At 70.3% G+C, this 21,707-nt stretch carries 17 protein-coding genes; 8 read left to right on the top strand and 9 right to left on the bottom strand.

Translation table 11 applies throughout. The annotated features are described in order from the left end of the window. Positions 1 to 48: 48 nt before the first annotated feature. A complete protein-coding gene (locus tag C7H73_RS07690; protein WP_106846101.1) occupies positions 49 to 2,274 on the bottom strand; it encodes a bifunctional diguanylate cyclase/phosphodiesterase in 2,226 nt (741 codons plus the stop codon). 199 nt (positions 2,275 to 2,473) lie between these two features. On the opposite strand from C7H73_RS07690, the gene ppk1 reads away from it, so the two are divergent. Beyond that, positions 2,474 to 4,618 carry a polyphosphate kinase 1 gene (gene ppk1 / locus C7H73_RS07695; protein ID WP_405124790.1) on the top strand — a complete coding sequence of 715 codons (2,145 nt, stop codon included), beginning with the start codon at positions 2,474 to 2,476 and terminating at the stop codon, positions 4,616 to 4,618. 109 nt (positions 4,619 to 4,727) lie between these two features. Here the strand turns inward: ppk1 and C7H73_RS07700 are convergent, their stop codons facing one another. Together C7H73_RS07700 and C7H73_RS07705 are read right to left on the bottom strand one after the other, a co-directional pair. After that, on the bottom strand, positions 4,728 to 6,206 hold the full coding sequence (locus C7H73_RS07700) for a Ppx/GppA phosphatase family protein (RefSeq protein WP_106846103.1): 1,479 nt from the start codon (positions 6,204 to 6,206) through the stop codon (positions 4,728 to 4,730). A 71-nt stretch (positions 6,207 to 6,277) separates the two neighbouring features. Further along, complete coding sequence (locus tag C7H73_RS07705; protein WP_106846104.1) at positions 6,278 to 7,411, bottom strand: ABC transporter substrate-binding protein; 1,134 nt, start codon at positions 7,409 to 7,411, stop codon at positions 6,278 to 6,280. Positions 7,412 to 7,616: 205 nt separating this feature from the next. Here C7H73_RS07705 and pstS point away from each other — a divergent pair, with 205 nt between their 5' ends. The 7 genes from pstS to phoR all read left to right on the top strand — a co-directional run bounded on the left by pstS (position 7,617) and on the right by phoR (position 14,522). Then, entirely contained in the window at positions 7,617 to 8,657 is a 1,041-nt protein-coding gene (gene pstS, locus C7H73_RS07710) for a phosphate ABC transporter substrate-binding protein PstS (protein WP_106846105.1), read from the top strand. Positions 8,658 to 8,736: 79 nt separating this feature from the next. After that, a complete protein-coding gene (gene pstC / locus C7H73_RS07715; protein WP_106846106.1) occupies positions 8,737 to 9,756 on the top strand; it encodes a phosphate ABC transporter permease subunit PstC in 1,020 nt (339 codons plus the stop codon). Continuing rightward, on the top strand, positions 9,753 to 10,652 hold the full coding sequence (pstA, locus tag C7H73_RS07720; RefSeq protein WP_106846107.1) for a phosphate ABC transporter permease PstA: 900 nt from the start codon (positions 9,753 to 9,755) through the stop codon (positions 10,650 to 10,652). Before pstC ends, pstA begins: the two co-directional genes overlap by 4 nt. Positions 10,653 to 10,685: 33 nt before the next feature. Then, a complete protein-coding gene (pstB, locus tag C7H73_RS07725; protein ID WP_106846108.1) occupies positions 10,686 to 11,468 on the top strand; it encodes a phosphate ABC transporter ATP-binding protein PstB in 783 nt (260 codons plus the stop codon). A 137-nt stretch (positions 11,469 to 11,605) separates the two neighbouring features. Next, positions 11,606 to 12,307: a phosphate signaling complex protein PhoU gene (phoU, locus tag C7H73_RS07730; protein ID WP_106846109.1), complete on the top strand. Its 702-nt coding sequence runs from the start codon at positions 11,606 to 11,608 to the stop codon at positions 12,305 to 12,307. A 19-nt stretch (positions 12,308 to 12,326) separates the two neighbouring features. Next, entirely contained in the window at positions 12,327 to 13,037 is a 711-nt protein-coding gene (gene phoB, locus C7H73_RS07735) for a phosphate regulon transcriptional regulator PhoB (RefSeq protein ID WP_106846110.1), read from the top strand. A 123-nt stretch (positions 13,038 to 13,160) separates the two neighbouring features. Further along, entirely contained in the window at positions 13,161 to 14,522 is a 1,362-nt protein-coding gene (gene phoR / locus C7H73_RS07740) for a phosphate regulon sensor histidine kinase PhoR (RefSeq protein ID WP_106846111.1), read from the top strand. 108 nt (positions 14,523 to 14,630) lie between these two features. On the opposite strand, the gene C7H73_RS07745 is transcribed toward phoR, so the two are convergent. From C7H73_RS07745 to trxA, 6 genes are all read right to left on the bottom strand, one after another. Further along, positions 14,631 to 16,013 carry an MATE family efflux transporter gene (locus C7H73_RS07745; RefSeq protein WP_106846112.1) on the bottom strand — a complete coding sequence of 461 codons (1,383 nt, stop codon included), beginning with the start codon at positions 16,011 to 16,013 and terminating at the stop codon, positions 14,631 to 14,633. Next, positions 16,013 to 17,725, bottom strand: a complete 1,713-nt coding sequence (locus C7H73_RS07750) for a hypothetical protein (RefSeq protein ID WP_106847586.1) — start codon at positions 17,723 to 17,725, stop codon at positions 16,013 to 16,015. The genes C7H73_RS07745 and C7H73_RS07750 overlap by 1 nt, the downstream gene beginning before the upstream one ends. A gap of 182 nt (positions 17,726 to 17,907) precedes the next feature. Next, positions 17,908 to 18,168 (bottom strand): type B 50S ribosomal protein L31, encoded by a 261-nt coding sequence (locus C7H73_RS07755; protein WP_106846113.1) that lies wholly within the window; start codon positions 18,166 to 18,168, stop codon positions 17,908 to 17,910. A gap of 127 nt (positions 18,169 to 18,295) precedes the next feature. Further along, on the bottom strand, positions 18,296 to 19,702 hold the full coding sequence (locus C7H73_RS07760; RefSeq protein ID WP_106846114.1) for an EAL and HDOD domain-containing protein: 1,407 nt from the start codon (positions 19,700 to 19,702) through the stop codon (positions 18,296 to 18,298). Positions 19,703 to 19,753: 51 nt separating this feature from the next. After that, on the bottom strand, positions 19,754 to 21,016 hold the full coding sequence (gene rho, locus C7H73_RS07765) for a transcription termination factor Rho (protein WP_106846115.1): 1,263 nt from the start codon (positions 21,014 to 21,016) through the stop codon (positions 19,754 to 19,756). A gap of 267 nt (positions 21,017 to 21,283) precedes the next feature. Then, positions 21,284 to 21,616 carry a thioredoxin TrxA gene (gene trxA / locus C7H73_RS07770; protein WP_106846116.1) on the bottom strand — a complete coding sequence of 111 codons (333 nt, stop codon included), beginning with the start codon at positions 21,614 to 21,616 and terminating at the stop codon, positions 21,284 to 21,286. Between the last annotated feature and the right edge of the window lie 91 nt (positions 21,617 to 21,707).

The following is a 21,707-nucleotide window of genomic DNA, read 5'->3' on the forward strand; positions in this document are numbered from 1 at the left end:
GGCGCTGCAACTCTCAAGGTTGCAGCGCCTTTTGCGTTGTGGCGGCCTTCAGTGGCGGCCGGCCCGCCCCAGCGCCTCCTGCAGCGCCGCGGCCGGCATGGGTTTGGCGAAGTGGTAGCCCTGGGCCTCCTCGCAGCCCTGCTCGCGCAGGAAGGCCAGTTGCGCGGGCGTTTCCACGCCCTCGGCGGTGGTGCGCATCCCCAGGGCCTGGGCCATGCGGATGATGGCGATGACGATGGCCCGGTCGTTGCCGTCGTGGCCCAGGTCGCGCACGAAGGACTGGTCGATCTTCAGCCGGTGGATGCGAAAACGCTTGAGCTGACTGAGCGATGAGTAGCCGGTGCCGAAGTCGTCCACCGACAGGCGTACGCCCTGGGCGTGCATGCGGTCCATGATCTGTGCGGCGGCCTCCGGGTCGTCGATGGCCACGTTCTCGGTCAGCTCCAGCTCCAGCCGGTCACCGGGCAGGCCATGCCCGGCCAGCAGCTGGGCGATGAGCTCGGGCAGCTGCGGGTGGCGAAACTGCGCCGCCGACAGGTTGACGGCCATGGTCAGCGGCGGCAGGCCCTGGTCATGCCAGCGCTTGAGCTGGGCCACGGCGGTGCGCAGCACCCATTCGCCGATGACCACGATCTGCCCGCTGTTCTCGGCAATCGGGATGAACTCTGCCGGCCCGATGGCACCCAGCTCGGGGTGGTTCCAGCGCACCAGCGCTTCCACGCCGCAGATGGCGCCGGTGTTCAGGCACACCTGCGGCTGGTAGAGCAACGTCAGCTGCTCGCGCTCCAGCGCCCGGCGCAGGGCGTTGGTCAGCGCCAGCGCGCGAGCCGACTGGGCCTGCATGCGCGGCGAAAAGAAGCGGTAGCCGTTGCGGCCCTCGGCCTTGGCGCGGTACATGGCCGTATCGGCCGCCTGGATGAGCGTGTCGAAATCCTCGCCGTGATCGGGAAACAGGGCGATGCCCATGGACGGGGACATGCACAGCTCGTGGCGGCCCAGCTGCAGCGGCTGGCGGGCGGCCTCCTGCATCTTGGCCGCCACGCGGGCGGCGCCCTGGGCGTTGGCGCCCACCAGCAGCAGCACGAACTCGTCGCCGCCCAGGCGCGCCACGGTGTCGCGCTCGCGCACGGTGCCGCGCAGGCGCTGGGCGATCTCCATCAGCAGGGCGTCGCCCGCGCGGTGGCCCAGCGAGTCATTGACGTGCTTGAAGTTGTCCAGGTCCAGGAACATCACCGCCAGCGGCTGGCCGCCCTCGCGCGCCAGGCGCACTGCTTCCTGGCCGCGCTCGGCCAGCAGCACGCGGTTGGGCAAGCCGGTAAGAGCGTCGTAGTGCGCCATCCAGTGGATGCGTTCCTGGTCGTGCTTGCGCTGCTCGATCTCGCGGTGCAGGTCGGCCACGGTCTCGCGCAGCTCCTGCGTGCGCTCGCGCACCTGCTGCTCCAGCGCCCCGTGCATGTGCGCCAGCTGCGCCTGGATGCGCAGCCGCTCGCTCACGTCCAGCACGATCCACAGCGTGCCCTGGGACAGGTCCTGCGGGTCCATGGCGCGGCTGCGCACCTCGCAGACCACGGCGCGCCCGTCCTTGGCGCGCAGCGTCATCTCGCCCTCGTAATCCTGGCCCAGCCCGATGGGCGCATAGCACTGCTCTCCTGCACGCTGCCAGTCCGTTTCGCTCAGGTACCAGTGGCGCGAGCTCAGGCCCAGCAGCTCGCCGGGTCCGTAGCCCAGCATCCGCTCGAAGTGGCGGTTGCAGCGGGCCAGGTGGCGCTCGCGCAGCACCACGATGCCGACCATGGCGTGGTCGAACAGCATCTGCTTTTCGCGCTCCGACGCGCTGAGGCGGGCCTGCGCGCGCTTTTGCTCATCGATGTCGTCAACGATCCAGATCGAGCCCTCCGCGCTGTCGGCCGGATTGATCAGCCGCCCCGTCAGATGGGCCCAGAACAGCGGGCCGCCGGTGCGCCGCATCTGGCGCTCGGTGCGGTAGGTCAGGCCCTGGGCCAGCACCGGATAGGCGGCGCGCCCCAGTTCGCGAAAAGCCTCGCGGCTGGGGTGCAGGGCCTCGCTGCTGCGGCCCACCGCGTCGCTGGGCGAGTGCAGGCCGAAGATCTCCGCATAGCGCTGGTTGCAGCGCACTACGGCGCGGTGGCGGATGAAGACGATGCCCACGCCTGCGCTGTCCAGCAAGGTCTGCTGCTCGCGCAAAATGCGTTGCAGCGCCAGCGTGGAGGACTGTCCTGGCGGCACAGCCAGGGCGTCGGGCATGAGGGACATGGCAGGGCAAGGAAGCCGAGGGCGAACGGCAAAACCTCAATTTGTACCTAATTGTTGCTCTTACAGCAACAGTAGTTACACGCATCAGCTAGGAAGCATCGCAAACAACGGTGAGCTGCCGGCGGCTGTGCCTGTCATGAAAATGTCACCGGGCCTGCCGACACTGGCGAAAGCATCTTTCTTTCTCGCCCGCGCAATGATGTCCCTGCTGCAGCCTTCGCCCTCCGTCGAACACACCGTGCAGGGCGAGGTGGTGCCGCCGGGCGCCTCTGGTGGCTCGGCTCTGGTCCTGCTGGACCGCGACCACAGCATCCTGGCCTTCAACGAACGCGTGCTGGACTGGGCCGTGCGCGAGGACGTGCCTCTGCTCGAACGCCTGCGCTACCTGTGCATCGTCTCGTCCAACCTCGATGAATTCTTTGAGGTGCGGGCGGCCGCCCACCTGGGCATGGCCCCGAATGGCAGCGCCCCGGGCCTGTGCGGCGTCAGCGCCTTCGAGGCGCTGGCGCTCAAGGCCCAGGCACTGGTGGCGCGCCAGTACGCGCTGTACAACGATTCGCTGATGCCCGCCTTTGCAGCGCTGGGCATTCGCATCGCCGCGCACAGCGAACGCACGCCCGCGCAGCGGCGCTGGGTGCGCGAGCACTTTGCGCGCGAGGTGCGGCCGCTCTTGATCCCCGTGGGGCTGGACCCGGCCCACCCCTTCCCGCAGGTGGCCAACAAGTCGCTCAACTTCATCGTGCGCCTGCGCGGCGGCGACGCCTTCGGGCGCGAAAACCAGATTGCCATCGTGAAGGTGCCCCGCGCCCTGCAGCGCATCCTGCGGCTGCCGGCCAAGGGGGCGGCGCCTGGCACCACGTTCGTCAGCCTGTCCAGCGTCATCCGCGCGCACCTGGCGGAGCTGTTTGCGGCGCGGCAGGTGGTGGAGGTCTCGCAGTTCCGCGTCACGCGCCACTCCGACCTGGCCGTGGACGAGGAAGACGTGCGCAACCTGCGCACCGCCCTGCGCCAGGGCCTGCAGCACCGCCACTACGGCCGGGCGGTGCGGCTGGAGGTGTCGGCCGGCTGCTCGGATTTCCTGGCGGACTTTCTGCGCTCGCAGTTCGAGCTGCCGGCGGCCGCGCTGTACCGCGTGCCCGGGCCGGTGAACCTGGTGCGGCTGGGCCAGCTGGTGGACCTGATCAACCAGCCGGCGCTGCTCTTTCCCGCCTGGCGGCCGGCCTGGCCGGCGCAGCTGCCGCGCGCCGGCGGCATCCTGGCGCGGCTGCGCCGGCGCGACGTGCTCATCCACCAGCCGTTTGAGAGCTTCGATGGCGTGCTGGCCTTTCTGCGCGAAGCCGCGCACGACCCGCAGGTGCTGGCCATCAAGCAGACCATCTACCGCACCGGCGCCGACGCCGAACAGATGGAGCTGCTGCGCGAGGCCGTGCGCCGCGGCAAGGAGGTGATGGCCGTGGTGGAGCTGAAGGCCCGCTTCGACGAAGAAGCCAACATCAACTGGGCCGAGGCGCTGGAGTCCATCGGCGCGCAGGTGGTCTATGGCGTGGTGGGCCTGAAGACCCACGCCAAGATGCTGCTGGTCACGCGGCGCGAGGGCGGCGGCCTGCGCCGCTACGGCCACCTGTCCACCGGCAACTACAACCCGCGCACCGCGCGGCTGTACACCGACCTGAGCCACCTCACGGCCGACCTGCACCTCACCGCCGACATGGACGCCGTGTTCGACCACCTGGCCAACCAGAACCGCGTGCCCAAACTCAAGCGCCTGCTGCTCGCGCCGTTCGATCTGCAGCGGCGCATGATCGAGAAGATCGACGCCGCCGGCCTGGCCGCCGAGCGCGGCGAGGGGGGGCGCATCGTGGCCCGGATGAACGCGCTGACCGACGAGGCCCTGATGGCGGCGCTGGTGCGCGCCGCCCGGCGCGGCGCCAGCGTGGACCTGATCGTGCGCGGCGCCTGCATGCTGCCGGCGCAGGTGGCAGGCATGACGGAGCGCATCCGCGTGCGCTCGGTCATCGGCCGCTTCCTGGAGCACACGCGGGTCTTTTACTTTCGCAGCGGCGATCAGGAAGACCTGTACCTGTCCAGCGCCGACTGGATGAACCGCAACATGCTGCGCCGCGTCGAAGTCGCCTGGCCCGTGACCGATGCCAGGCTGCGCCAGCGCATCATCGACGAGTGCCTGGTCGCCTACCTGCACGACGACCGCGACGCCTGGACGCTGGCGGGCGACGGCGGCTACACGCGCGCCCCCCGCGCCCTGGACGGCTGCGGCGCCCAGGCGGCGCTGATGGCGCGCTACGCGCCGCGCACGCCGGCCCTCAAGGGCGGCGCGGGCCTGTGAGGGGCGCGCGCCCGGGGTGCTGCGGCAGGCGGCCCGTGGCCTGGCAACTATTGTTTTGATAGCTGCCAGCGCTTGACTGACGGGCGCTAGAGGCAGATTTCATGCATATTCACGCCAGCTCGGCGTGGTAGTCCCACGGCGTCTTCTGCCAGGCCAGTGCCTCCTCGCTCAGCAGGTGGGCCGACTGCGGATAGGCCCGGGCCCAGCCCGGGCGCGTGCGCACGGTGCAGCGGCTGCCCTGCAGCTGCAGCTGCAGCCCGTCCACGTCGGGCGCGCGGCGGGCGTGGCACAGCGCCACGGCGGTGCGCAGGCACATCAGCTGCAGGGCCAGCGCCGGGTCGGCCAGAGCGGCCTCCAGCTTGCGCAGCTTGCCGCGGTGGCCCAGCACCAGCTGGCCCAGGGCCTGCAGCTCGGCCTGGGCAAAGCCTGCTGCGTCTGCATGGGCCAGGATGTAGGCGCCGTGGCGGTGGTAACCCTCGTGCGAGATGCGCCCGCCGATCTCGTGCAGCCGGGCAGCCCACTGCAGCTGGCGCGCGGCGTCCTCGCTGCCGGCGGGCGCGGCCTGCGCGAACAGCCGGCCGGCCAGCTGCGCCACGCGCGCGGCCTGCGCCTCGTCCACGCCAAAGCGCTGCACCAGGCCCTGCACGCTGGCCGAGCGCAGGTCGGCGCCGGGTTGCTCGCGCTCGAGCAGGTCGTACAGCGCACCCTGGCGCAGCGCGCCCTGGGCCACGGTGATCTGCTCCAGGCCCAGCAGGTCGAACAGGGCGCGCACGATGCTCACGCCCCCGCCGATGACCGGGCGGCGGTCGTCCTTCAGGCCGTCCAGCTTCACCCGGTCGGCGTGGCGCGCGCGCAGCAGCTGCTCGTGCAGCCAGTCCAGGCCGGCGCGGGTGATCAGGCCCTCGCCATGGCCGGCCGCGGCCAGCACCGTGCCTACCGCGCCCATGGTGCCCGACGAGCCATAGGCCACATCCCAGTGGCTGGCGTGGTAGGCCTGGGCCACTTCGTCCAGCACGGCGCGGGCGGCCGTCTCGGCGGCGGCAAAGGCCTCGCGCGTCAAGTCGCCGCCGGCAAAATAGCGCCCCGACCAAGCCACGCTGCCCACGCGGCAGGAGGCCACGGCGGCAGCCGTGAACTGCTGCCCCAGGATCAGCTCGGTGGAGCGCCCGCCGATGTCCACCACCAGCCGGCGCTCGTTCGACTGCGGCAGCAGGCGCGCAACGCCCTGGTAGATCAGCCGCGCCTCTTCCGGGCCCGAGACCACCTCGATGGGAAAACCCAGGATGGCGCTGCCGCGGCGAATGAACTCCTCGCGGTTGCGCGCCTCGCGCAGCGTCTGGGTGGCCACGGCGCGCACCCGGGCGGGCGCAAAGCCGGCCAGGCGCTCGGCAAAGCGCGCCAGGCAGTCCCAGCCGCGCTGCATGGCCGCCGGCGACAGGTTGCGTTCGTCGTCCAGATCGCCGCCCTGGCGCACGGTTTCCTTGCGGTATTCGACGCGGTGGATGAGGCCGTGCTCGAGGCGGCCGATTTCGAGGCGAAAGCTGTTGGACCCCAGGTCCACGGCCGCAAGCAGTGTTCCGTCTTGCATGAATGAGCGCGTTCAGCGCGGTTTCTTTGGCGGGGCCGCATGGTAGCGCCGCCGCGGGGGTGAACAGGCGGCTAGCCGACGATGCGGCCGTCGCCCGCCAGCATGCTCTGCGTGACCACGCCGCTGGCCAGGCGCCGGCCCTGGTAGGCCACCACGTAGCCGCCCAGCTGCACCTCGCGGCGCTTTCTGAAGGCGGCCAGCACGCTGGCGCGGTGCAGCGGGCCGGCCGCCGAGGCCAGCACCTCGGCCGTGTAGCGCGCGGCGATGAAGCCGGCCAGCCCCTGGGGCGAGGGCGGCTCGTCGTACAGCCGGCCCAGCACGTCGCGATAGGCGCGCACGATGGGCAGGCCGGCGGTGACCAGCGGCACCGGCTGGGTGGCGATCACCGGCACGTTGCGCCGCGCGCCGCCCAGCTGGGCCAGCACCTGCAGGTTCACGTCGGCCAGAGCCACCACGTAGCACTGGCGCCCGCGCGGCAGCTCCAGGGCGGCCAGATACTCGTGCAGCTCGGGCGTGCCGCCCACGAACAGCACGATCACGGGCGGCGCAGCGCGGCCCGGCGCGGCCGTCAGCACCTGGGTGCGCAGCCCCATGGCCACGCCGGCCTGCAGCACCGAGGCCTGCAGCTGCTGCTGCAGGGCAGGGTGGGCAAACACCACGCCCGCCTGCTGCACGCCCACGGCCGCCAGCGAACGCACGGCGTGGCCGATCTGGGCCTGGTAGTCGGGAAAGATGGTGAACACCGTGTCGCCCTCGTCCTGCCACTGCCGGTGCAGCCAGGGCGCGACCAGGGCCAAGCCGGCGCTGGCGCCCTGCAGCTGGGCCAGGGCAGCGGCGGCGCCGTCGCCCGCGCAGCCCGACAGCGCGACGCAGCCCGCGTGCTGGTGCGCGGCCTGCCAGGCGGCGCGCGTGGCGGCGGCCGAGCCATCGGTCTCCAGCACCAGGTGCTGCACCGGCTGGCCGCGCAGCCCGCCGCGGGCATTGAAGTCGGCCCAGGCGGCGCGCGAGCCGATCAGGAAGTCGCGGCTCACGTCCTGCTGGCGTGCCGACAGATCGACGATCTGCGCCACGGCGAGCGGGCGCTCGTCCTGGGCCCGGGCGCGCGGCAGGGCGGCAGCGGCGGCGCCCAGGCCGGCGGCCTGCAGCAGGGTGCGGCGGCGCAGGGCGGGGGCTGGGGCGGTCTGGAGTGAGGGGTGGCGGTGCATGGGGGTCTTCCGTATGCGCTGCGCCGGCATCGGCAGCGGCTGCGCAGCCTACGCAGCGCCTGCGACGGTTATGTGACAGCGGCGCGGCACCGGCGTCGCGTGGAAAAACCACCGTTGTGACGGCTGCGCCGCGTGTCATGCACCTGTCACAAACGATTCCTACAGTCCCGGCATACCGCTTTTTTTCAACCACGAGGTCTTCTTCATGAAACTCTCCGCGATTCGGGTTCTGGTGTCTGGTGTGGTGGCCATGGGCGCGGCAGGCGGCGCCTGGGCGCAGCAGGAAGCAACGGGCGCGGGCGCCAGCTTCCCCGCGCCGCTGTACTCCAAGTGGGCCGCCGACTACCACAAGGCCACGGGCGTGAAGATCAACTACCAGTCGGTGGGCTCGGGGGCCGGCCTGCGCCAGATCGAGGCCAAGACGGTGGACTTCGGTGCGTCTGATGCGCCGCTCAAGGACGAGGAGCTGACGGCCAAGGGCCTGGTGCAGTTCCCCACGGTGATCGGTGGCATCGTGCCGGTGGTCAATATCAAGGGCATCCAGCCGGGGCAGCTCAAGCTCAATGGCCAGGTCATCGGCGACATCTACCTGGGCAAGATCACCAAGTGGAACGATGAGGCCGTCCGCGCGCTGAACCCCGGCGTGGCCCTGCCCGACGCGGCCATCGCCCCGGTGCGCCGCGCCGACGGCTCGGGCACGACGTTCGGCTTCACCAACTACCTGTCCAAGACCAACGCCGACTGGAAGGCCAAGGTGGGCGAGGGCACGGCGGTGAATTGGCCCCTGGGCGCGGGCGGCAAGGGCAACGAGGGCGTGGCCGCCTTCGTGGGCCGCCTGCCCAATTCCATCGGCTACGTGGAGTACGCCTATGTCAAGCAAAACAAGCTGACCTACGCGCAGATGCAAAACAGCGCCGGCCACTTCGTCTCGCCGGACGAGGCCTCCTTCAAGGCTGCTGCCGCAGGCGCTGACTGGGCGAAAAGCTTCTACCAGATCCTGACCAACCAGCCCGGCCCGGACGCCTGGCCCATCACGTCGGCCACCTTCATCCTGATGCACAAGGCGCAGGACAAGCCGGTGCAGGCCGCCACGGCGCTCAAGTTCTTCGAGTGGGCCTACAAGAGCGGCGACAAGACCGCCTCCGACTTGGACTACGTGGCCATGCCCGAAAGCGTCAAGGGCGTGATCGCCAAGTCCTGGGGCGACATCAAGGACGCCTCCGGCCAGGCCATTTCGCTGAAGTAAGCTGGCGCGCCGGCCCGCCCTGCACGGGCCGGCCGGCTGCCTTGCAACCCCACCATCCCAGGCAACGGACGTGTCCACCATGCTGCCAGCAGCCCCCCAGGCGGCCCCGCTCGAAGCGGCCCGCCGGCTTTCCCCCAGTGCCCCGCCTGCGCGCCGGCCGATGGTCTCCGGCGTGCTGGTGGACCGCATCTTCGGCGCGCTGGCGCGCGGCGCGGCGCTGCTCACGTTGGCGCTGCTGCTGGGCATCATGGCCTCGCTGGTGCATGGCGCCTGGCCTTCCATCCAGGCCTACGGCCTGGGCTTTCTGACCAGCAGCGTGTGGGACCCGGTCAAGGACGAGTACGGCGGCCTGGTCATGATCTACGGCACGCTGGCCACGTCGTTCATCGCCCTGCTGATCGCCGTGCCGGTCAGCTTCGGCATCGCGCTGTTCCTGACGGAGCTCTCGCCGGCCTGGCTCAAGCGCCCGCTGGGCACGGCCGTGGAGCTGCTGGCGGCGGTGCCTTCCATCGTCTACGGCATGTGGGGGCTGATGGTCTTCGGGCCCATCCTGGCCACCTGGGTGCAGCAGCCGCTGCAGGCGCTGCTGTCGGGCGTGCCGTACTTCGGCGCACTGGTGTCGGGCCCGCCGGTGGGCATCGGCATCCTGTCGGCCGGGATCATCCTGGCGATCATGATCATCCCGTTCATCGCCTCGGTGATGCGCGACGTGTTCGAGGTCACGCCGGCGCTGCTCAAGGAGTCTGCCTACGGCCTGGGCGCCACCACCTGGGAGGTGGTCTGGAAGGTGGTGCTGCCCTATACCAAGTCCGGCGTGCTGGGCGGAGTGATGCTGGGCCTGGGCCGCGCCCTGGGCGAGACCATGGCCGTCACCTTCGTCATCGGCAACATGAACCAGCTCAATACGCTGTCGGTCTTCGACGCGGCCAATAGCATCACCTCGGCCCTGGCCAACGAGTTCGCCGAGGCCGCCCAGGGCCTGCACCAGGCCTCGCTGATCTACCTGGGGCTGGTGCTGTTCTTCATCACCTTCGTCGTGCTGTCGCTGTCCAAGCTGCTGCTGGCGCGGCTGAAAAAGAGCGAAGGAGCGCGCGCATGAACACCGCCACCGACACCCGCACCTCGCAGCGGCTGATCGCCGCCGCCGACCTGGCCCAGGTGCGCGCCACGCGCTACGCGGCGCGCAAGCGCGTGAACCAGGTGGCGCTCACGCTGTCGCTGCTGGCCATGGCCTTTGGCGTGTTCTGGCTGGTCTGGATCTTGTGGGAGACCGTCCGCCTGGGCCTGGGCGGCCTGAGCCTGGCGCTGTTCACCCAGATGACGCCGCCGCCGGGCGAGGCCGGCGGCCTGGCCAACGCCCTCTTCGGCTCGTTCGTCATGGTGGCGCTGGCGACCTTCGTGGGCACGCCCATCGGCATCATGGCCGGGGTGTACCTGGCGGAATACCACCCGCGCGGCTGGCTGGCCGCCACCACGCGCTTTGTCAACGACATCCTGCTGTCGGCCCCCAGCATCGTCATCGGCCTGTTCGTCTATGCGGTGGTGGTCGTGCGCTTCAAGAGCTTCTCCGCCTGGGCCGGCATCCTGGCCCTGGCGCTGATCGTCATTCCGGTGGTCATCCGCACCACCGAGAACATGCTGCTGCTGGTGCCCGCCAGCCTGCGCGAGGCGGCCTACGCCCTGGGCACGCCCAAGTGGAAGGTCATCACCCTGGTGACGCTGCGCGCGGCGCGCGCCGGCGTCATCACCGGCGTGCTGCTGGCCGTGGCGCGCATCGCCGGCGAAACGGCGCCGCTGCTCTTTACCGCGTTGAACAACCAGTTCTGGAACGGCGACCTGTCCAAGCCCATGGCCAGCCTGCCGGTGACCATCTTCAAGTTCGCCATGAGCCCCTACGAGAACTGGCAGCAGCTGGCCTGGGCGGCGGTGTTCTTGATCACGCTGGCCGTGCTGGCCCTGAACATCCTGGCGCGCGTGCTGGCGCGGCAGAAATAAGACAACGCAACGATTTCCCTAGCGAGAGTTTTGATGCCCTCCACCCGGACCTTCGAGCCCCCGCGCGCCAAGCTCACCGTGCGCGACCTGAACTTCTATTACGGGCGCTTTCATGCGCTCAAGAACATCCACCTGGACATCCCGGAAAACAAGGTCACGGCCTTCATCGGGCCGTCCGGCTGCGGCAAGTCCACGCTCTTGCGCACCTTCAACCGCATGTTCGAGCTGTACCCCGAGCAGCGCGCCGAAGGGCAGATCCTGCTGGACGGGCAGGACCTGCTGACCAGCCGCGAGGACGTGGCGCTGATCCGCGCCAAGGTGGGCATGGTGTTCCAAAAGCCCACGCCCTTCCCGATGTCCATCTACGACAACATCGCCTTCGGCGTGAAGCTGTTCGAGCGCCTGAACGCCACCGACATGGAAGAGCGCGTGGAGTGGGCGCTGAAGAAGGCCGCGCTGTGGGGCGAGGTCAAGGACAAGCTGCACCAAAGCGGCTCCGGCCTGTCGGGCGGCCAGCAGCAGCGCCTGTGCATCGCCCGCGGCATCGCCATCAAGCCCGAGGTGCTGCTGCTGGACGAGCCGTGCTCGGCGCTGGACCCGATCTCCACCGCGAAGATCGAGGAGCTGATCGCCGAGCTGAAGAACGACTACACGGTGGTCATCGTCACGCACAACATGCAGCAGGCCGCGCGCTGCAGCGACTACACGGCCTACATGTACCTGGGCGACTTGGTGGAGTTCGGCGAGACCGAGGCCATGTTCTTCAAGCCCCAGCGCAAGGAGACCGAGGACTACATCACCGGAAGATTTGGATGACCCCCCTGAGCGGCTGCGCCGCTTCCCCCCAGAGGGGGACTTTGCTCAGCGCGGCGGGGGATCCAAAGCGCGGCGGCCTTGGCTTGGCGCATGCCAGTAGCAGGGCGTTGCAGGCTCTTGAGACCTGAGGAAAAGAAATGACCGAGAAGCACCTTTCCACGCAGTTCGACAGCGAGTTGAACGCGATTTCCGCCCGTGTCATGGAGCTGGGCGGGCTGGTGGAGTCGCAGATCCGCCAGGCCATCCACGCGCTGTCGCACTTCAGCCCCGAGGCGGCGCAGGAGGTGGAGACGCTGGAGCAGCGCGTGAACGCCATGGAAGTCGAGATCGACCATGAGCTGACCACCATCATTGCCCGGCGCCAGCCCACGGCGCGCGACCTGCGCCTCTTGATGGCCTTTTCCAAGGCCACGGCCAACCTGGAGCGCATGGGCGACGAGGCCACGCGCATGGCGCGCATGTGCCTGTCCATCATCGACAGCGGCGCCGCCCGCGCCCTGCCCACCAGCGACCTGCGCGTGGCGGCAGATCTCGCCTCGGGCCTGCTGCGCAAGGCGCTGGACGCGTTTGCGCGGCTGGACACGCGTGCCGCGCTGGCCATCCTGAAGGAGGACGACCTGATCGACCAGGAGTTCGACGGCTTCGTGCGCAAGCTCATCACCTACATGATGGAAGACCCGCGCAAGATCTCGCCCAGCCTGGACCTGCTGTTCCTGGCCAAGGCCATCGAGCGCATCGGCGACCACTCCAAGAACGTGGCCGAGCTGATCATCTACCTGGTGGAGGGGCGCGACGTGCGCCACCGCGCGCTGCACGAGATCGAGTCCGCACTGGGCTGAACACGCACCCCCGCACCCGATGACCAAGAAACTGCCCCGCGTGCTCATCGTCGAGGACGAGCCGCCGATCGCCGAACTCATCGCCGTGAACCTGCGCCACAACGGCTTTGCGCCCGTGTGGGCCGAAGACGGCGAATCCGCCCAGCGCGAGCTGGACGCCGTGCTGCCCGATGTCATCTTGCTGGACTGGATGCTGCCGGGCATGAGCGGCCTGCAGCTGGCCCGACGCTGGCGCGCCGACAGCCGCACCAAGGCCGTGCCCATCCTGATGCTGACCGCGCGTGGCGACGAGCCCGACAAGGTCGCCGGGCTGGACGCCGGCGCCGACGACTACGTGACCAAGCCCTTTTCCACCCAGGAGCTGCTGGCGCGCATGCGCGCCGTGCTGCGCCGGCGCGCGCCCGAGCAGCTCAGCGACAGCGTGGCCATTGGCGCGCTGGTGCTGGACGCGGCCACCCACCGCGTCAGCTGGCAGGGCGAGCCGCTCAAGGTGGGGCCGACGGAATTTCGCCTGCTGCACTACCTCATGAAGCACCCCGAGCGCGTGCACAGCCGCGCGCAGCTGCTGGACAAGGTCTGGGGCGACCACGTCTTCATCGAGGAGCGCACGGTGGATGTGCACATCAAGCGCCTGCGCGAAGCCCTGGGCAGCGCCGGGCGCCTGGTGCAGACCGTGCGCGGCGCCGGCTATCGGCTCACCGCCGAGGCCGCGGTCGATGCCCAGGCGTGAGCGCAACTGGACTATCAAAACAATAGCTGCTGCCGCTTGTACGGCAAGGGTTTCAAAGTCATTTGATGCCGAAACCCTCGTCAATCAAGCGCAAGCAGCTACTCAAACCATAGCAAACCCGCCATGCTGTTGCGCCTGTTCGTTCTGACCCTGTGCCAGCTGGCCGGCGCCGCGGCCGGCTGGTGGCTGGCACGCGCCTGGGGCGCGGCGGCGGGCGCCGCACTGGGCGCCTGGCTGTGGCTGGCCGCGGACAGCTGGGCGGCGGCGCGCCTGCTGGCCTGGCTGCGCAGCGGCGAGCCCGGCGAGGCGCTGCCCCGCCTGCACGGCCCCTGGGCCGAGGCCGCCGAGCGCGCCCGGCGCCTGCTGCGCGACGGCCAGCGGCGCGAGCAGGCCAGCCAGGGCCGGCTGGACGACATCCTGGCCGCGCTGCAGGCCTCGCCCAACGGCGTGACGCTGCTGGACGCCGGCGGCCACATCGAATGGTGTAACCAGATGGCCGAGGAGCACTTCGGCCTGGACGCCACGCGCGACGCGCTGCAGTCCATCGGCAACCTGGTGCGCGAGCCCGAGTTCGCCGCGTACCTGGCCGGCGGCGACCACGCGCCGGGCGTGGTGTTGCCCGGGCGCGGCAGCACGCCGTCGCGGCCGGTGCGCATTGCCGTGCATCTGCACCCCTATGGCGACGGGCGGCGCCTGCTGCTGTCGCGCGACATCACCCAGCTGGAGCAGGCCGAGGCCATGCGCCGCGACTTCGTGGCCAACGTCTCGCACGAGATCCGCACGCCGCTCACGGTGCTGATCGGCTTCGTCGAGACGCTGCAGACCCTGCCGCTGTCCGCTGCCGAGCGCGATCGCTACCTGGGCCTGATGGCGCGCCAGGGCGAGCGCATGCAGCGCCTGGTGCAGGACCTGCTGACCCTGTCGCGCCTGGAGGGCAGCCCGCTGCCCGGGCGCCAGGACTGGGTCAGCGTGCGCGAGCTGCTGCGCCACTGCCACGATGAAGCCAGGGCGCTGTCGGCCGCGCTGACCCAGGGCGCCCGGGCGCACCACATCGCCTTTCCGGATGCCGCGCAGGCCGAGGCGGCCGGCCAGGTCGCGGGCAGCGCCGGCGAGCTGCAAAGCGCCTTGACCAACCTGGTCAACAACGCCGTGCGCTACACGCCGGCGGGCGGCTCCATTACCGTCTGCTGGGAGGCGCAGCCCGGCGGTGGCGCGCGCTTTTGCGTCACCGACAGCGGCCCGGGCATCGCGCCCGAGCACCTGGCGCGCATCACCGAGCGCTTTTACCGCGTGGACCGCAGCCGCTCGCGCGACACCGGCGGCACCGGCCTGGGCCTGGCCATCGTCAAGCACGTGGCGCAGCGCCACGGCGCCGTGCTGCGCGTGGCCAGCCTGCTGGGCGAGGGGGCCACGTTCAGCATCGAGTTCCCCGCCGCGCGGCTGCGCGCCGCGCGCGAGCTCAGCGCTGCCGGGACTGCGCCTTGAGAGCGCGTTTACACCCTGCGCGCGGGTGTGCAGTCGCGGCCTCGGGCGGGGCGGTCTGCGTCGAAAGCAAATCCTCGCGCCAGCACAGGCCATCGCTGTGGTTTGCGCCTAGCAGCTGTCCCGATCCGCATCCTGCACCCCTTCGCGCGCAGATCGCAAACATGCTCTGAGCACAAAGGCCAGCAGCGCCCAGAAGGCCAGCGCCACCCCGGCCAGGGCCGCCGCGCTGGCCATCCAGAAGGCCGCGGGCGAGTGCAGCGGCCCCACGCCGCCCACGCCGCGGTAGGCCAGCGCATAGCCGCCGCCCAGGCCCGCGCCCCACAGCATCACGCCATACACCAGCAGTGGCGCCAGCGTGATGTGCCAGCTGCGCAGCACGAAGATGCACAGCGTCTGCACCGCATCGGCCACGTGGTAGGCGGCCACCCAGCCCAGCAGGGCAGTGGTCAGCGCGACCACGGCGGCGTCGTTGGAGTACAGCGCCGCCACCGGCCCGCGTACTATCAAAAGAAGAGCTGCCAGCGCACAGCCGGTAAGGGATGCAAGCCAAAAACCCTTCCAGACGGCGGCGGCGGCCTGGGCCTCGTCGCCGCTGCCGCGCCAAAAGCTGGCGCGGGCGCTGGTGGCGATCGCCAGCGACAGCGGCACCATGTACAGCACGGCCGCCAGGTTGCCCGCGATCTGGTGCGCGGCCGAAGCCAGCACCCCCTGGCGCGCGACGAACAGCGCCATCAGCGTGAAGGACGTCACCTCCACCATGATCGCCAGCCCCGCCGGCAGGCCCAGCCGCAGAAAGCGCGCCAGCTGCGCGCCCTCGGGCGGCTCGGGCCGCCGCCACAGGGCCAGCGGCGCGTACAGGGGCTGGCGGCGCACCATCCACAGGCCCAGCAGCGCCAGTGCGTAATTGACGGCCAGCGTGGCCCAGGCGCAGCCGGCCACGCCCTGGGGCGCCAGCCCCGCGCCGCCGAAGGTGAACCAGATGGACAGCGGCACCTTGATGGCCAGCGAGCCCAGCTGCAGCCAGGTGACCAGCTGCGGCCAGCCCAGCGCCTGGTTGAGCGTGCCGTGGATGCGAAACAGCAGCGCCGGCGGCAGCCCGAAGGCCAGGATGGCCAGGTAGTCGGCCACCAGGGCGCGCAGCTCGGGCGGCACGTCGGTGGCGCGCAGGATGGGCCCGGGCGCCAGCAGCGCGGCCATGCCCAGCACGCTGGCGGCCAGCCACAGGTACAGCGACTGGCGCACGCTGGCGCCGATCGCGGCTTGCTGGCCGGCGCCGCGTTGCTCTGCCCACACCGGCAGCAGTGCCTGCAGCACGCCCATCAGCGCCACATAGACGCTGACGAACACCGCCGAGCCAATAGACAGCGCCGCCAGCGAGTCCTGCGAGTGGCGCCCGGCGACGATGGTGTCCGTCACGCCGAAGGCCATCACGGCCAGCTGCCCGGCCAGCACCGTCAGGGCGTGGCGGGAGATGGTGGCCAGCTCGCTCATCAGCGATCGGTGGATGGGGTCGGCAGCACGGCGCGGCGCAGCACCAGCAGGCGGTCGCTGCGCTCGGTCGGGCGGCCCACGCTGGCCACCAGCTCCCAGCGCCCGGCCGGCCCGGCAGTGGCCAGGCGCGCGCGCGCTTCGCCGTCGGCAATCAGCCAGTCGCACAGGCCGGCCTGCGCGGCGGGCACCACATCCAGCCCGCCGTGGTAGGACAGGGCGGCCAGCTGCGCACGGCTCAGGCCCTGGCCCGCGATGCAGCCCGGCTGCGGCCCCAGCACGGCGGAGACGCCGGCGATCTGCGGGGCAAAGCTGCGGCCGTAGTCCAGCAGCGGCAGCCACAGCGTCATGACCAGCAGCCAGCCCAGCGTGGCGCCGGTGGCGGGCAGCACCAGGCTCTTCCACAGCGCGGCGCGATGGCGCCCGGCGCGCCACCACACCAGCGCGCCCCAGGCCAGCGTGGCGGCCACCGCCACGGCAAAGGCCAGGGCCGAGAAGTGCGGCACGTAGCCCGGCGCCAGCCGCGCCACGTTGGCCGCGGGCTTGGCCGGCACGCCGGTCTGCACCGCCAGCCACACCACCCATACGGCGATGGCGCCGATGCTGAAGAACAGCAGCGTGAACCAGTCGATCAGCGCCGTCAGGCCGCGGCGCAGCGTGGGCAGCGCAAACGCGGCCAGCGTGGCCAGCGCCGGCAGGGCCAGCAGCAGCGCCCGATCGGCCGGTTGGGTCAGCAGCGCCGTGGCGGCCGACACCAGCGCAAACCACAGCGGCAGCCACAGGTGGCGGTGCCAGGCACGGCTGGCGATCTGTTGGCGCCAGCGCCAGCAGGTCCACAGCGCCAGCGGCCAGGCGGGCCACGGAAACCAGATGAACAGGCGCAGCAGGCTTTGCCACTGCTTGGTCTCTTCGTAGCTGACGATGCGCCAGCGCCACAGCCCCAGCGCCGCAGCCAGCAGCGCGGCGGCCGCCGTCAGCGCCAGCAGTGTGGCGGCGCCCAGGGCGCGCTGGCGCGGCGTGGCCGGCAGTGCCTGCCAGACCAGCCAGGCGCTGCCCGTGCCCAGCAGCGCAGCCATGCTCGGCGCGCCGCTCAGCACCAATCCGGCGAGGCCGGCGCCGGCAGCCACGGCACCCCAGGCCATGCGCGCCGGCAGCAGCGCGCCGGCGGCGAACACCAGCGCGCTGCAGGCCAGCTGGGTCAGGTAGCCGGTGGTCTCGTGCGAATACTGCATCAGCCCCAGGCAGGCGATCAGGGCCAGCAGGGCGGCATCGGCCATGGTGCGGGCGTAGTCCTCGGGACTGGCCTCGCCGCCGAAGGCGAACGCCACCGGCTGCGCGCCGGGGCTGCGCGCCAGCTCGCGCACGGCATACCACGTGGCGGCAAACGTCAGGGCCAGCAGCGCCATGAAGGGCACGCGCGCGGCCAGGGCCGCGGGCAGCCAGCCGTCCAGCGCCTGGATGGCCCAGGCGCCCAGCCAGTAGGGCAGCAGGCCGTCGGTGTCCGGCGGCAGGCCGCCCAGCAGCGGCGCAGACCAGCCGGTGCGCGCGAGGGCCAGCTCGCGCATGTAGCCGAAGGCGGCCATGTCCTCGCCGCGCCAGGGCGCGCGCCCCAGGTAGCCGGCCACGGTATAGGCCAGGCACAGCAGCGCCAGCGCCCAGCGCGGCAGCGGGCGCACGGCGTTACGGGCAACGATGGCGGGGGAGGGCAGGTTCACGCTGGAGCAGGGCAGGGCGGCGACGGCCGCGACCGGCTGGAGGATAGCGGGGAAAACGCGCCCGCTGCCGCGGCGGGCAGCGACAGGTGCGGGCAAGAAAAAAGGCAGCGCGGCGTGCCGGGCTGCCTTTGGGTGCGGCTGTGGTGCGCGCGGGGCGCACAGCCACAGCCTGCCTGCGGTGCTTACTTCGCGGCTGCGGCGCTCTTGCCGAAGCGGTTGCGGAAGCGCTCCACGCGGCCGCCCATGTTGTCCACGGACTTTTGCGTGCCCGTGTAGAACGGGTGCGATTCGGACGACGTGTCCAGCTTGTACAGCGGGTATTCCTTGCCTTCGAAGGTGTCGGTCTCACGCGTGTTCACGCACGAGCGCGTCACGAACTTGAAACCGTTGGACAGGTCCACGAAGAGCACTTCGCGGTAGGTAGGGTGGATGCCTTCTTTCATGGTCTTGCCTCAGCAGTCAGTGGCGGCAGCCGTGCCGGATGGGAAACAACCCTTGTTTCGCCAAAACATCCAGCGTACTTGCCGCACAGGAAAAGCCCGCGATTATACCGCGCGGCGCACGGGGCTGCTATGCCTGGCCCAGCGCCAGCGTGGCGTAGGCCTTGTCCAGCGCCTCGATGCCCAGGCGCAGCACCTGGGCTGCGTCCAGGCCGCAGGCTGCGGCGGGCGCGTCCAGCGCTTCGGTGTCAGGGTTCTCGTGGGCCCGCGCCAGCGCCAGCGCCTCGCGGTAGATGCCCGGCTGGCCCAGCAGCGCCTGTTGCACGGCAGGCGGCAGGCGGGCGGCCTGGGCCAGCGCGGGCAGGCTCTGGCCGGTCAGCAGATCGAGCATGGAAAACAGGCCCAGCAGGAACAGCTCGTCGGGGCAGTCGGGTACCCGGCCCTGGCCAGCCACACCTTCCAGGAAGAAAGCCCGCGTGAGCGCCTGTTCGGACAAGAGGCGCTCGCGAAAGCCTGCCTGGCGAATGTCGAACAGCAGCAGCGACAGCCAGCGGTAGCAGCGCTCGCGCCCCAGCAACTGCAGGGCGGAGTCGATGGTCAGCACCGGCTCGCGCAGGCCCATGGCGGGCGAGTTCAGGTAGCGCAACAGCTTGAAGGTCATCACCGGGTCGGTGGTGATCTGGCGCGCGATGCTGCGCAGATCCTCGTCGCCGCGCAGCAGGTTCAGCAACTTGAGCGTGAGCGCCTGGTTGGTCTCGCTCCTGGGCGGGTGCCAGTCGTCGCGGCGGGTGACGAAGTCGCCCAGGAAGTAGTCGAACCCCATCTGGAAGCACAGGTGGAATTCCTCCTGCGCGCGCAGCTCCTGCGCCATCAGCCGCAGGGCGGGCGCCCGGGGCGGGCGCTGGCGCTGCAGCGATTGGCGCAGCGCGTCCAGCTGCAGGCCGTCCAGCCCTGCGGTCTGGAACTGCACGTATTCGCCCTGGGCGGCCAGCGGCTCCAGCGCCGGATGCTCGGCCAGCGCGCGGGCGCTCAGCACCCAGCCCATGGCAAAGCCGGCCCGGCGCAGGGCGTCCAGCCGGGGCGCCAGCAGCTCGGGCACCAGGGGCTGGCGCCCGGGCTTGAGCATCAAAACGGTGTTGTGCGCAGGCAGCTGGGTCAGCAACGGGTTGTCCAGGGAGACCGGCGACAGGCCGACGAAGGCCAGGCGGTGGCCCAGCAGGCTGTGGATGCCCAGCGAGGCCAGGCTGCGCAGCAGCACGTCGTCATAGACCTTGTGCCGCAGGTCCTGCTTGCCCTGCAGACGCGATTGCAGGTTGTCCTGCAGGTTGAAGGTGTAGCCGGCGATGCGCTCGTCCCGGCCGAGCACCGGCTCGCGGCGCACGAAAGAGGGCGTAGCGGCCAGCGAATTGGCCGTGGCCAGGGGCGCCAGCCGGTCAAGCGCCTCGAACTGCTGGCGGCTGCGCAGCTCCGGCGACGGCGACGGCGGCGCCGGCGCGGGGCGCGGGCGGCCCAGCAGGCGGCGCAGGATGTCGAGCATGGTGGGGCGTTGGCTCCTGGAGTCCCCAGCCTGCAGCCGCGTGTCTGGCGCTCAGCCGCCGCGGCGCATGGCCTCGAAGAATTCGACGTTGGTCTTCGTCTCCTTCATCTTCTTGATCATCAGCTCCATGGACTCGATCTCGTCCATGTTGTACATGAACTGGCGCAGGATGCGGGTCTTTTGCAGGATCTCGGGCGGCAGCAGCAGCTCTTCGCGGCGCGTGCCGCTCTTGTTCATCTCGATCGCCGGGAACACGCGCTTTTCATACAGGCGCCGGCTCAGGTGCACCTCGCTGTTGCCGGTGCCCTTGAATTCCTCGAAGATCACCTCGTCCATGCGGCTGCCGGTGTCCACCAGCGCGGTGGCGATGATGGTCAGCGAGCCGCCTTCCTCGACCTTGCGGGCAGCGCCGAAGAAGCGCTTGGGACGCTGCAGCGCCGCGGCGTCCACACCTCCGGACAACACCTTGCCGCTGGAGGGCACGACGTTGTTGTAGGCGCGGGCCAGGCGGGTGATGGAGTCCAGCAGGATCACCACGTCCTTTTTCAATTCCACCAGGCGTTTGGCGCGCTCGATCACCATCTCGGCCACGTGCACGTGGCGCGCGGCCGGCTCGTCGAAGGTGGAGGCAATGATCTCGCCCTTGACCGAGCGCTGCATCTCGGTCACTTCCTCGGGCCGCTCATCGACCAGCAGCACCATCAGGTGCACGTCCGGGTTGTTGGCGGTGATGGCGTGGGCGATGTGCTGCATCATCACCGTCTTGCCGCTCTTCGGGGGCGCGACGATCAGCGCGCGCTGGCCGCGGCCGATGGGCGAGATGATGTCGATGATGCGGCCGGTGATGTTCTCTTCGCCCTTGATGTCGCGCTCGAGCTTCATCTGCTCGCGCGGAAACAGCGGCGTCAGGTTCTCGAACATCACCTTGTGCTTGTTCTGCTCGGGCGCGCCGCCGTTGACGGTGTCCAGCTTGGTCAGAGCGAAGTAGCGCTCGCCATCCTTGGGGATGCGCACCTCGCCCTCGATCATGTCGCCGGTGTGCAGGTTGAAGCGGCGTACCTGGCTGGGGCTGATGTAGATGTCGTCGGTGCTGGCGGTGTAGCTGGTGTCGGGGCTGCGCAGGAAGCCGAAGCCGTCGGGCAGGATCTCGAGCACACCGTCGGCGAACACCTGCTCGCCGGCCTTGGCGCGCTTCTTGATGATCGCGAACATCAGCTCCTGCTTGCGCATCCGGCCGCCGTTTTCGATCTCCAGCGCTTCGGCTTGCTTGAGCACTTCGGACACGTGCAAAGCCTTGAGTTCGTTGAGGTGCATGAAATGACTCCTTGAGCGGAGTGAGGACAGGTGTCTTGGGGAGGGGAGGGGCTGCGCGCCGTGCGGGCCACGAAGCGTGGCGGGGAGGACGAGCCGGTGATCCGGGCCTGCCGCGACTGTGGGTAGGTGCGGCGGGGCGATCAGCGCGCAAATTATGACAGGAAATCTGCGAAAGCCCCAGGCGCGGTGCGCATGGCCTGGGCCGCGGGGTCAAACGAAGCGGCTGCGCAGGAGCAGCCGCAACGTGCCGGCAGGGCCGGCGCAGGGTCAGGCCAGCTGCTGATCGATAAAGGCGGTGAGCTGCGCCTTGCTGAGGGCGCCGACCTTGGTGGCAGCCAGCTGGCCGTCCTTGAACAGCATCAGCGTGGGGATGCCGCGGATGCCGAACTTGGCCGGCACTTCGCGGTTGTCGTCCACGTTCATCTTGGCCACGGTCAGGCGGCCCTGGTAGGCGGCGGCGACCTCGTCCAGGATGGGCGCGATCATCTTGCACGGACCGCACCATTCGGCCCAGTAATCCACCAGCACCGGGGTGCTGGCCTTGAGCACGTCGGCATCGAAGCTGGCGTCGCTGAGTTGCTTGATGAGTTCGCTGGCCATGGGCGTTTCCTTCGGTTCCTTCCCGCGTCTGGGGCTGTCTGCTGCGTTTAAAGTCTGGTCATTGTGACAGAAACCCGAACCTCGCGCGGCG

It is taken from the genome of Pulveribacter suum (assembly GCF_003013695.1).
GTDB classification, from domain to species: Bacteria; Pseudomonadota; Gammaproteobacteria; order Burkholderiales; family Burkholderiaceae_C; genus Melaminivora; species Melaminivora suum.